Annotated in this window: 13 protein-coding genes and 1 pseudogene; all 14 read left to right on the plus strand. The window is 46.1% G+C overall.

Annotated elements, in window-relative coordinates:
- Window positions 1-2 precede the first annotated feature (2 nt).
- The gene (locus ACFILU_RS05220) at window positions 3-1,583 is read left to right on the plus strand and encodes a DUF935 domain-containing protein (protein WP_375675023.1); all 1,581 of its coding nucleotides are present in this window, start codon (window positions 3-5) and stop codon (window positions 1,581-1,583) included.
- Window positions 1,576-2,781, plus strand: a complete 1,206-nt coding sequence (locus ACFILU_RS05225) for a phage minor head protein (RefSeq protein WP_375675024.1) — start codon at window positions 1,576-1,578, stop codon at window positions 2,779-2,781. Before ACFILU_RS05220 ends, ACFILU_RS05225 begins: the two co-directional genes overlap by 8 nt.
- Before the next feature lie 588 nt (window positions 2,782-3,369).
- Window positions 3,370-4,397, plus strand: a pseudogene (locus ACFILU_RS05230) (phage protease).
- Window positions 4,394-4,735 (plus strand): hypothetical protein, encoded by a 342-nt coding sequence (locus tag ACFILU_RS05235; RefSeq protein ID WP_273783958.1) that lies wholly within the window; start codon window positions 4,394-4,396, stop codon window positions 4,733-4,735. Before ACFILU_RS05230 ends, ACFILU_RS05235 begins: the two are co-directional and overlap by 4 nt.
- Before the next feature lie 12 nt (window positions 4,736-4,747).
- Complete coding sequence (locus ACFILU_RS05240) at window positions 4,748-5,713, plus strand: capsid protein (RefSeq protein WP_375651117.1); 966 nt, start codon at window positions 4,748-4,750, stop codon at window positions 5,711-5,713.
- Window positions 5,714-5,728: 15 nt separating this feature from the next.
- Complete coding sequence (locus ACFILU_RS05245; RefSeq protein ID WP_375675026.1) at window positions 5,729-6,151, plus strand: gp436 family protein; 423 nt, start codon at window positions 5,729-5,731, stop codon at window positions 6,149-6,151.
- Between the two features lies 1 nt (window position 6,152).
- Entirely contained in the window at window positions 6,153-6,647 is a 495-nt protein-coding gene (locus ACFILU_RS05250) for a phage virion morphogenesis protein (RefSeq protein ID WP_375675028.1), read from the plus strand.
- Complete coding sequence (locus ACFILU_RS05255) at window positions 6,644-7,165, plus strand: hypothetical protein (RefSeq protein ID WP_375675030.1); 522 nt, start codon at window positions 6,644-6,646, stop codon at window positions 7,163-7,165. Before ACFILU_RS05250 ends, ACFILU_RS05255 begins: the two co-directional genes overlap by 4 nt.
- On the plus strand, window positions 7,162-7,755 hold the full coding sequence (locus ACFILU_RS05260; protein ID WP_375675031.1) for a baseplate assembly protein: 594 nt from the start codon (window positions 7,162-7,164) through the stop codon (window positions 7,753-7,755). Before ACFILU_RS05255 ends, ACFILU_RS05260 begins: the two co-directional genes overlap by 4 nt.
- Window positions 7,756-7,766: 11 nt before the next feature.
- Entirely contained in the window at window positions 7,767-7,967 is a 201-nt protein-coding gene (locus ACFILU_RS05265; RefSeq protein WP_015856807.1) for a hypothetical protein, read from the plus strand.
- Between the two features lie 3 nt (window positions 7,968-7,970).
- Complete coding sequence (locus tag ACFILU_RS05270) at window positions 7,971-8,357, plus strand: GPW/gp25 family protein (protein WP_375675032.1); 387 nt, start codon at window positions 7,971-7,973, stop codon at window positions 8,355-8,357.
- Complete coding sequence (locus ACFILU_RS05275; RefSeq protein ID WP_375675034.1) at window positions 8,344-9,225, plus strand: baseplate J/gp47 family protein; 882 nt, start codon at window positions 8,344-8,346, stop codon at window positions 9,223-9,225. The genes ACFILU_RS05270 and ACFILU_RS05275 overlap by 14 nt, the downstream gene beginning before the upstream one ends.
- Complete coding sequence (locus tag ACFILU_RS05280; protein ID WP_375675035.1) at window positions 9,225-10,409, plus strand: phage tail protein; 1,185 nt, start codon at window positions 9,225-9,227, stop codon at window positions 10,407-10,409. Before ACFILU_RS05275 ends, ACFILU_RS05280 begins: the two co-directional genes overlap by 1 nt.
- A gap of 1 nt (window position 10,410) precedes the next feature.
- The gene (locus ACFILU_RS05285; protein WP_375675047.1) at window positions 10,411-10,611 is read left to right on the plus strand and encodes a hypothetical protein; all 201 of its coding nucleotides are present in this window, start codon (window positions 10,411-10,413) and stop codon (window positions 10,609-10,611) included.
- Window positions 10,612-10,759 lie beyond the last annotated feature (148 nt).

A 10,759-nucleotide genomic window follows, 5' to 3' on the forward strand; every position in this document is an offset into this window, starting at 1 on the left:
AGATGGTAAAACTTTTAGATCAGTGGGGCAGGGCGCTGAATATCAAAGGGTTGGAGCGAGAAGTTGCAAGCCCTACCGTTGGCGGTGTTCGTGATGTGTGGTCACAAACCATTGTCAGTAGTCTCACCCCTGCGCAACTTGCTGATATTTTACAACAGGCAGCAGAGGGTCATCCAGAGCAGTTTTTCCAACTTGCCGATGATATGGAAGAGCGTGATTTGCATTATCGTGCTGTGCTTGGCATGCGTAAAAATGCTCTCACAGGGGTGGAGCCTGGAGTGATTGCCGCAAGCAACAGTGCACAGGACAAAAAGATAGCAGATGCGGTGCGGGAAGTGATTAGTGCGCCTACCTTTGTTGATGATTATGTGACGGATTTGTTAGATGCTTTGGGAAAAGGCTATGCGGTTGTTGAAACTTTGTGGGACAAGAGTGCCAAGGAATGGTGGCCGGTTGCTTGGAAATGGCGTGACCAGCGGTTTTTTCAATTGGATCGACGGGATGGTTTTCATTTGCGTTTAAAAGAAGAGGGATCTTTTAATGGAAGTGAATTGCCTGCTTATAAATTTTCTATTCACAGACCCAAGTTGAAAAGCGGTTTGCCTATTCGTTCTGGGCTTGCGCGGCTTGCAGCTTGGGCTTTTTTGTTTAAATCTTATACCTTAAAAGATTGGATGGCATTTTTAGAAGTTTATGGCATGCCTTTGCGTGTGGGTAAATATGGGGCAAGCTCTTCTCATGAGGAACGGCGGGTTCTCATTCAAGCGGTGCGTGATTTATCCAGTGATGCGGCAGCGATTATTCCCAAAGAAATGGAGATTGAATTTATTGAAGCGGCAGGGGGCAGTGGCAATGCGGTGTTTGCTTCTAAGGCGGAATATTTAGATCGACAAATTTCTAAAGGTGTGTTGGGGCAAACCATGACGACGGATGATGGTGCGTCTTTTTCGCAAGCGCGCATTCATGAAAATGTGCGCCATGATATTGCCAGAGCTGATGCACGCCAATTAGCTTTAACGGCTAATCGTGATTTAATTGTGCCCTTTGTTGAGATTAATTTTGGGCGCCAAGAGCGCGCTCCCCTTGTCTATTGGCCGATTTCGGAAAATGAAGACATTAAAGCGATTAGTGATGCGCTGGAAAAACTTGTGCCTTTAGGTTTGCGTGTTGGGGCGCAAGAAGTGCGCAATAAGATTGGTTTTTCGCAACCAAAAAAGGAAGAGGATGTTTTAAAGGCTCCTGATAATGCGCTTGATGATGAGAGGGGAGAAAAGGCTCATGTTTGTGCTGATTGTGGAGGTGTTTTTGATGTTTCTGTGACAAGAGAGAGCAAGGGTGCAAAAGAGAAGGGTGGGAAACATCACGACGAATTGGACCGGCTTTCACAAGAAGCTTTAAGCGACTGGGAAGAGGACTTAGAACCCCTTTTAGAGCCTTTTAAAAAGCTTGTGAGAGAAGCAAAAAGTTATGAGGATATCCTAAAAGGCTTAGATGAATTGCTAGGTGAGATGGATCATCACGCATTAGCAGCGCGCTTGGCAAAAGTACAAATGATTGCACGTGGGCTTGGGTATCATGGATGAGGAACTTTTTAAAACCGCCCCTAAAGAGGTCACCCGTTATTTTGAAGCCAAGGCACTTGTTCCAAGCTTTGATTGGCGTGATATAGCACCAGAAGAACATGCCTTTTCCTTTACGGTGGCAAAATCGCTAGGCTATGACATTTTGGATGATTTTAAGCGAGCGGTTGGAGAAGCCATAAAACATCAAGTTCCTTTTCAAGATTTTCAAAAAAATTTGATGCCGATTTTACAGGAAAAGGGTTGGTGGGGTAAAAAGACCAGCATTGACCCCAAAACTGGTGAAAAGAGCGTGGTACAATTGGGCAGCCCACGGCGTTTAGAAACGGTCTATTGGGCCAATACCATGAGTGCGCATGCGGCAGGTGAGTGGGAGCGCACACAAAATAATAAAGAATTTTTGCCCTATCTCACCTATGCTTTGTCAAGTTCAGAACATAAGCGTTTAGAACATGAAAGTTGGGTGGGGTTTACCGCACCCGTTGATGATCCGGTTTGGGATTGGCTTTATCCGCCCAATGGTTGGCGGTGTAAATGCAGTGTGCGACAGGTAAGCCGTTATGAAGCAGAAGATTTAGGCTATGAAGAGGGGGCAGAGCCACTTCATGTTGAAAAGCAGGTTTGGCACAATAAGCGAACGGGAAAAATTGAGAAGATACCAAAGGGGATTGATCCTGGTTGGCATTCTAATCCTGGGAAACATCGGGCGCAAAATTTAAGCAATTTTTTGAGTGATAAAATTTCCGTGATGGGGGACAATGACAAGCGCATTGCCATTGAAGATATTGTGGGTTCGCCAATTTTGGAAGCCATGTTTGAAGGACGTATGCCTCGCGGGTTTATACCCATTGCACCGATACCACAAAAGGTGGGTGATGTTTTTGCAGCGGAAAATTCTCTTATTTGCTTATCCGCAGACAGCGTGAAACATATTTTGTTAGAGCATCAAGCGCGTGATCTTCGCTTGGATGATTTTCGTGGCGCTATTCAAACACTCATTCGCCCCCATGGAATTATCAGGCGAAAAGGTGTACCGAGCGTTGTGTTTTTGGGTGAAAATGATGGGGTATGGTGGCGCTTAGCGGTTAAATTTGTGGCAAGCAAACAAGAATGGTGGTTGACCTCCATGCATAAAAAAAGCTCTAGAGAAATTGGACGCTTATTGGATGCGGCTGAAAAAAAGGGCGAGAGGTTGTTGTAAAGAGAACACCGGAAAGACCTGCTGGCTTTTGTGAAAAGAGAAGGCGTGGAGGGCGGTCAACTCCTCGCAGATCCGGTAAAACCGTCCTGGTATAACTGGCTCACGCCTCGTGGATAGAAGTAACAGTTTAAAAGTTTAAAAGCAATCTCAAAAAACGACTTGAGAAAAACCATGTTGGCGTTTGTGAAGAGAGTCGATGCGTGAGAAAATGAGAAGGCGTGGAGGGCGGTTAACTCCTCGCAGATCCGGTAAAACCGTCCTGGCAAAACTGGCTCACGCCTTACCTCCAATGATATAATGTTTTTAAGCCAAAAAGCAATCTTTAAAAAAACGGCTTGAGAGAGGCTTTTTTGTATAAGGCGATAAATTGTACCTCTCACTTCACAACAGCGCTCTATCGCCTTTGAAGTGCCTTTGAAAACGATTTTATGGGATGGTTTAGCACGGGGGTTTCTCTCACAAGGAGAATAATAGGGAAAAGAGTGCTTTTTTGAGAAATGCTCTTTTGACTGACAGTGTCAGACTTATGGTGGGAGTAAGTTTCATGCATTGTATTGCCAATGACAATTGTAAAGCAATAGGCAATGTATGGAACAGGAATTTCACGAAGATCAAAAAGATGGGGATGCAGAAACATTTCATGCTGCGTTAATAGATCTCTGTCCAGACGTTTTATGCCAAGACATTTCATGTGAAGACGCCACCGTTAGCCAAGCGCCTGAGTGGGTAGAGCTTTTGCCCAAAGCGCCCCATGTGAAGGCACGTGATGGACGACAATGGCATTATAACCCGCAAACTATTTTAAAAGCCTTTGCAGCCAATAAAGGACCGCTTGTGATTGATTATGAGCATGGGCAACATCACCGTGCGAGAAATGGTTTAGAAGCACCTGCCAGTGGCTGGATTGAAGAATTAGCAGAGCGGGATGGTGCGATTTGGGGGCGTGTTAAATGGACCGATATGGCTACCAAAAAGATTGTTGCCCGAGAATATCGCTATCTTTCGCCTGAGTTTCGCCATTCCAAGAAAGGTGAAATTTTGAATTTAGCAGGTGCTGGACTGGTCAATCGTCCAGCCCTTGTCATGACGGCTTTAAGCCGTGAACAGCCTTCCCCTATAACTTTGACGGAGAAAATGATGGATTTGACAGCCATTGCCAGTGCACTATCGCTGGCAGAAGATGCTAAAGCGGATGAGGTTTTAGCAACGCTTAAAGCGCGCGAAAAGGAACGCGTGGAACTTTGTACCCAATTAAAAAAAGCGCGGGAAGATTTAGCGCTTTTGCAAGAAGAGCAAAAAAAGACTGCCATTGAGAGTCTTTTAGACAAGACCATTGAAGAGGGCAAGATTTTGCCGGCTGCTCGCGAGGAATATCGTGCGCTCTGTAGCCTTGAAGGGGGATGGAGCATTTTAAAAGTTTGGTCGAGAAGTTGCCGGCGCTTGCCTCAACAAGCCCTTTAGAAGTGTGTGCCTTAGCGCAAGAACCAAAGCTTGCTCCAGAAGAGGTTGCCCTTGCGGCACGCCATTATCAGGAAGAGCAGAAGCAAAAAGGCTTCTACATCACCATTAGCCAAGCAGTTGAGTATATTGGCGAGCAAAAGGAGCGCCCATTATGAGTACGATGATTTTGATTAAATCTTTTCGCGCTGGAGATGTGATTTCACCTTATTGCATTGTTGCAGCGCGCACTGAGGGAATGGTGGCAACGGCTTCTGGTAAGGGTGATAAATTATTAGGGACTGCTGGGTCTTGTGAAGCCAAGGCTGGTGAGATGATTGATGTTGGCCAATGTGGTTGGGGCGAAGTGGTTTGTGGAGGCAATGTTTCCTTTGGTGATTTTTTGACCTCTGACCCCAAAGGACACGCCATTAAAGCGGAAGCCGCAGATCGCACCATTGGTATTGCCATGAGTGATGGTTCTGCTGGTGATGTTATTTCTTTTAAAATTAATTAATCGAGGCATAAAATGAACAGACCTTTTCCCATTGATCCAACACTCACCGCTATTGCTATTGGTTATCGCAATCCAGCAGGTTCTCTTATTGGCGATAGAGTTTTGCCACGCGTTTGTGTTTTAAGTGAGGTGTTTAAATATAGTGAATTTCCTTTAGCAGAAAATTTTACCGTGCCTGAACTTGAGGTTGGGCGAAAAGGGCGCCCGAATGTGGTGGAATTTTCTGCCTTTGAACGGGAAGCCAGTGTCAAAGATTACGGACTTGATGATCTCATCCCCAATTCAGATATTGAAGCAGCGGCACGGGCACGGGCGGAGCGACGCTCTCGTTATAACCCCGAAAAGACAGCTGTAGAGGGACTTGCCAATTTGCTAGAATTGGGGCGTGAAGTGCGTGTTGCAGCTCTTGTGCAAAGAAGTGAAAATTACGCACCAGAGCGGGTGATTACGCTTAAGGGTGAAAATAAATTTAGCGATTATGAGAAATCTGACCCTTATGCCACTTTAGATGAGGCGATGGATAAAAGTCTCGTCTATACGCCCAACACCATTGTGATGGGCAAAGTTGTTTGGTCAAAACTCAAACGTCATCCCAAAATCATTAAAGCCGTTAAAGGGGGTGGCACTGCTGATGGTTTTGTCACCAAGGCGCAATTTGCTGATCTGATGGAAATACACCCCGATCGTTTACTCATTGGTGAATCGCAAGTGAATTTGGCACGTAAAGGGCGTTCGGCACAATTGGCACGCGTTTGGGGCAATAAGATTGCACTGCTTTATATTGACCCTACCAAACAACAGGCAGATGGTTCGGTGATCAGTTGGGGCTTTAGCGCCCAGTTGGGCGAGCGTTTGTCTGGAGTGATCCAAGATCCAGATATCGGCTTGTCAGGTGGTAAACGGGTGCGTGTGGGAGAACGTGTGTGTGAATTGGTCGCCGCAAAAGATGCCGGCGTTTTGTTGCAAGAAGTTGTCTAAGGGAAACTTTTAAACATGGCTTATGCAAGCAAAAGATTGATTGAAGAGCTCTGGGGTGATGACTTCTTGGATGATTTGTGCGGGATGGATGAGAGTTCTGAACCAGTTTTTTCAGAGCAAGCCATTGCCCGCGCTCTCGAACAGGCAAGCGGTGAGATTGATGTGCATTTGTCTCATCGCTACTGCGTCCCCATTGCTGGACAGCCGGCGGCTTTGGGTATGATCTGTGTCAATATTGCTGTTTATAATTTAGCCATACGCCATACGGCACTGACCACGACCGTTGAAGATCGTTACAAACAGGCGGTTGAACTCTTGAAACGCATTGCGGAAGGCAAAGCGGGTTTAGGCATAGATGAACCTAAAATTATGAGCGAAGATGGACCGGTTCGTGATGGGGCTTTTTTTCATGCCAAGCCGCGTTTGATGGGAAGGTAACATGTCTGTTTCAACCCATATTGAGATTAAAGAGATGGGGCTTGAAGCGGCTTTATCCTTTTTGCAAAAGGGAGCTGATAGCTCGATGGGGACTTTGGCACAAGGGGTTGGGCGTCTCATCCAAGAGAGCACAAGGCGGCGGATTCAAAGCGAAAAAACCTCTCCCCAAGGAGAGAAGTGGAAAAACAATCATGCTCGCACCTCCATTCTTTATGCCAGTGGGGCGCTTTCACGCTCCATTGATATGAAAGCTTCACCAGAACAGGTGATTGTGGGCTCTGGGTTGGTTTATGCGCGGATTCATCAATTGGGTGGGGTTATTCGCCCGAAAAATGGCAAGACACTGCGCTTTTTTCTTAAAAGCGGCAATGCACACCGCTTTGTTTGTGTGCATCAAGTGACCATGCCCGCACGCCCTTATTTGGGGCTTTCAGAGCACAATAAAGTGGAAATTGTCAAAGCGACAGAAGACTGGCTGGAAAGGGTCTTTGCATGAGTCAAACGATTAAAAATGCTGGGCGCATTAATCAGTTTCGTGAAGCGGTGATAAGAAGCCTTAAAGGCGCTTTACCGGATGTGCGTGATTGCGGCTGTCAATTTGGACGTTTTAACTTAGAAGAGCTTGAAACACAGATGCTGGTGGCTCCAGCAATACGGGTTTCGGTGTTAGAAAGCCGTTTGAATCCTGTAGCAAGTGGGCACATGAGTGCGGATCTTCATTTAGGGGCTTTTATTATTACCACAGGTAAAGAGCGTGATGTTTCCAGTTGGCTTTTAGCAGAAGCCATTGCGGTGCTTTGTCATAGCGGGCAATTGTGGGGACTAACGCATTTGAGTGTCCCGCGTGAGGTGCAAATTGAACCGATTATCTCTGCGGCGATTAAGCAGCGTGGTGTATCGATAAGCGTGGTGGAATGGCACCAAGATTTGCATCAGTTGGGACATGATATTTTTTGTGATGAAGGACAACTCAAAAGTGGTTTGATTTCATGGGACAATGAGGTGGGGGCATGAATGACGCACATCTCTTAAGTGATACCTTTCGACAAATCATGAAGCGTCTTGATGCGCTTGAACGCTGTCTTGCCAACCAGCACATGATCGGGCGGGTTGTGCAAGTTGATGGCCATAGGGTGCGGGTGAAACTTTCCGAACAGGGTTCCAATGGACAAGCGGTTTTATCGCCTTGGCTACAAGCGCAAGAAGCTTCTGGCGCTCTCTCAAGCAATATGCCCCTCCATGTTGGTGACCCGGTGCGGTTGTTAAACCCCCATGGCGAAATTGGTTCTGCTTCTCTGGTGGTGCGCGATAGCTATAGTGAGGATGCGCCTAATCCCGCACGCTCTTTCCAAGAACTTGCTCTGTGTTATGCGGGTGGCGCTTTGCGTATCACGAAGAATGAGCTCATTCTCTCCCATGGGGAAAACCAAATCCATTTGAGTGAAAAAGGTTTGGTGCTTTCTCATCAATCAACCCGTGTTGAATTAACGGGCAGTGTGCATATTCAAGCAGAAGATTTGCAGCACAATCAAAAATCTGTTGGCGCAAGCCACAAACACGGTGGGGTCAAAATGGGTCCCTCCACAACCTCTCGCCCCCTTTAAAGGAGTTTATCATGCGTGAGAACACTTATGTTATTTTAACCAATGCAGACTTTGTTGCAGGCAAGCGTTCACCGGGCAAGGGTGAGGAAATTTGTTTAAGTGAGGAAGCGGCAAAGTATCCGTTGCTTCTTGGTCAGATTGCTGAAAAACCAGCACCTGTTGTTTCTGCGCCCCCAACTGTTTCTACCACAAAGACAAGCAAAGGAGCTTAAAGCATGCGGTGCGGGATGAGCGAAAAGGATGGCTCTCTTTTATATGGTTGGGCACATTGCCAACAGTCACTTCGTAAATGTCTGACGACAAGAATTGGGACACGGGTTTTGCGTCGTCATTATGGATGTGATGTTGGAGCATTCCAAGACGCCAATGCTGATCCTGCGACGATGATGCAGCTTTATCAAGCAATTGTTGAAGCACTCGATGATCCAGAGTGTGGAGAGCCTGGGTTTTCGTTGCAGAGGATTGATCTGACAAAAGCAACGCGTGAAGGTACATTCCATTTTGTTTTAACGGGTGTTTTTTATCCCGATGGGCATTTGGGGGATTGGTCACATAAGGAACCAATGAGTATTGATTTAGAGGTTGGTGATGACAGAGTTTGAACCTTTATCCATTCCACAAATTCCCCCTCCACAACTCTCTCTGCCACAAATTATTGAAGAGCTTTCTGTTGAAGCAATTTTAGAGCAAAAGATCACGCGTTTGACTGAGCTTTTTGCGGCGCATCATATTCCTTATAATGTGGAAAAGACGGCTTATGATCCGGTTGTCATTCAATTGCAAGCGGCCGCTTATGAAGAGTTGCTATTGCGCCAGCGAATTAATGAAGTAGCGCGAGATAATTTACTCACATTTGCCCATGGAACAAGTTTAGATCATTTGGGGGATTTTCATGGGGTCACGCGCCTTTTGGATGAAGATGATGAGCGGTTTCGCCGCCGCATTCGCTTGAATAGACAAGGGCATTCCACAGGTGGCACAGCGCCACGTTATCAATATTTTGCCCTCTCAAGCGATATCCATGTCAAAGATGCTTTTGTTTATCGTGAGGGTAAAAGTCCGCTTATTCATGTTGCGCTTTTTAGTGACGCTCCTTCAGGGGTGGCTGATGAGGCTTTAATTGCCAAGGTGCAAGCAGCCCTTGATGCCCCCCATGTTAAAATGACCAATGACCACATCTTTGTGAAAAGCGCGGTACAGCGGATGATCAATGTTTCTGCTGATCTTTGGTTGTTACCGGATGAAGGCTCCTTTGTTTTGGAAAGAGCGGAGCAGAATTTAAGAGCAGAATGGGCGCGTGCGCAAAGGCTTGGGCGTGATTTGTCTTTAAGTTGGATACTAAGCCGCTTGATGGTTGAGGGCGTTCACCATGTGAACATAACGCAACCTTGTGAGGATATTTTGGTTGCACCTGATGAAGCTGTAGCTTTGGGGGATATTGTCTTGTCTGAACGGGGGCGTGCTTATTGATGCTTTCCTCACTTTTGCCCCCAAATTCGAGCTTGTTTGAACGTTGTTTTGCAGAAGCAATGGCTCTTGACCCTCACGTTAAAACTGCACTCGAAGAAATACCCCGCGCGAAATTTATTACGCGTCCGCCTTCTTGGTTGCCCTTTTTAATAGACGAATATGGCTTACAAGAATTAAGCCCTTATTTTTCTAACCTTTATGATTTAATTGATCAGGGTCTTGCATGGCAAAATATTCGTGGCTCCCTTGCTGCAATAGAGATGGGGCTTGAATNCTATGATTTGATTGACCAAGGGCTTGCATGGCAAAATATTCGTGGCTCCCTTGCTGCAATAGAGATGGGGCTTGAATGGCTCCAGATTACAGCACGCTTTCAACCCGCATGGACGGGGCGGATATGGTGGAATTCCTTTCAACTTGATTTTGATCAGTTGCCTGAACGCAAAAGCCTTGAAGCCATTGAAGCGATTACTGACCTTTCCAAAAGTTTGCGCTCTGATTTTCGCCGTGGGACCTATGGTTATGATGTGCAAGCTGTTGAATGCAATATGTCACGCCTTGATGACAGCATGTTGGAGTATGAAAGCGGTGTTCGCTTAACAGCTGGGGGCACTTTGTTTTCCTTTGGGCGCACAACAGAGATAGAGCACGTTCTCTTAAGAGAAGAAGGCAGGCTTATTGGCAATTGGATAGATGATGGGGATGAAGAGTTAAGCTGGGAACAAATCGATTATCCATGGGACATGGCAAACTTTCCGTGGTGTTCGGTCAAAAAACATGAACGCGATATGCTCATGGCAGAATGGTTTAGCAACCGCACGCTTTATCTCGTGTTAAGAGACAGCCAAAATGCCGTGATTGGCACTCGCAGATGCTCTGCTGTAGCGCCTGTTGAACAAGCTTTGGAGGGCGTTTACAGCCATTGTGGCAATCACTATCAGCCCTCCCCGAGGGGCACGGCGCTTCTTGTGGCAGCACGCACAGACTTTCACGATGTTGAGGACAAACAAGCAGCATTTGTTTCCCTTCTCGTTCATGCCACCCCCAAACAAGATATTCCCTTTGGCAAGCTTTGGTTGGAGCCTGATGAACTGAATGGTGGTGTAGAGATACTCAAAACGCCCATTAATATTCCTTTGCGTGCCGATGTTCGCGAACAATTCAAGATTTTATTGAGGTTTTAATATGAAGCATGAAAGTGGTTTACCCTTTGCAATTGACAGATCTCGCGGCAAAGAGGAACAACAAAGCGTTGTCTTTTATGGCACGCGTCCTTTTATTCAAAGTGGTGAACTCAATGAAGTTCAAACCATTATAAGGGGGCGGCATGACCGATACAAGATATTGATTTATAATGATAATCTAGCGTTATTCATATTGAATTAGACCCTTGAATAACGTAAGATTCTCTCATTTCAAATCTGTTTATCTTGAATCAATCAAAACCACTTGCTTGCACGTCACAAGCGGGGCTGATGTGTGGGTAAAAATTGTACAAGAAAGGAGTAAAAATGGTTCTTATGAATCGTCTTAA

It is taken from the genome of Bartonella sp. CL100XZDX (assembly GCF_042195375.1).
Taxonomy (GTDB): domain Bacteria; phylum Pseudomonadota; class Alphaproteobacteria; order Rhizobiales; family Rhizobiaceae; genus Bartonella.

What these genes read in the sequence shown, in the direction of transcription:
- ACFILU_RS05220 (WP_375675023.1), top strand. Translation starts at nt 3, where the DNA reads ATGGTAAAACTTTTAGATCAGTGGGGCAGGGCGCTGAATATCAAAGGG.
- ACFILU_RS05225 (WP_375675024.1), top strand. Translation starts at nt 1,576, where the DNA reads ATGGATGAGGAACTTTTTAAAACCGCCCCTAAAGAGGTCACCCGTTAT.
- ACFILU_RS05235 (WP_273783958.1), top strand. Translation starts at nt 4,394, where the DNA reads ATGAGTACGATGATTTTGATTAAATCTTTTCGCGCTGGAGATGTGATT.
- ACFILU_RS05240 (WP_375651117.1), top strand. Translation starts at nt 4,748, where the DNA reads ATGAACAGACCTTTTCCCATTGATCCAACACTCACCGCTATTGCTATT.
- ACFILU_RS05245 (WP_375675026.1), top strand. Translation starts at nt 5,729, where the DNA reads ATGGCTTATGCAAGCAAAAGATTGATTGAAGAGCTCTGGGGTGATGAC.
- ACFILU_RS05250 (WP_375675028.1), top strand. Translation starts at nt 6,153, where the DNA reads ATGTCTGTTTCAACCCATATTGAGATTAAAGAGATGGGGCTTGAAGCG.
- ACFILU_RS05255 (WP_375675030.1), top strand. Translation starts at nt 6,644, where the DNA reads ATGAGTCAAACGATTAAAAATGCTGGGCGCATTAATCAGTTTCGTGAA.
- ACFILU_RS05260 (WP_375675031.1), top strand. Translation starts at nt 7,162, where the DNA reads ATGAATGACGCACATCTCTTAAGTGATACCTTTCGACAAATCATGAAG.
- ACFILU_RS05265 (WP_015856807.1), top strand. Translation starts at nt 7,767, where the DNA reads ATGCGTGAGAACACTTATGTTATTTTAACCAATGCAGACTTTGTTGCA.
- ACFILU_RS05270 (WP_375675032.1), top strand. Translation starts at nt 7,971, where the DNA reads ATGCGGTGCGGGATGAGCGAAAAGGATGGCTCTCTTTTATATGGTTGG.
- ACFILU_RS05275 (WP_375675034.1), top strand. Translation starts at nt 8,344, where the DNA reads ATGACAGAGTTTGAACCTTTATCCATTCCACAAATTCCCCCTCCACAA.
- ACFILU_RS05285 (WP_375675047.1), top strand. Translation starts at nt 10,411, where the DNA reads ATGAAGCATGAAAGTGGTTTACCCTTTGCAATTGACAGATCTCGCGGC.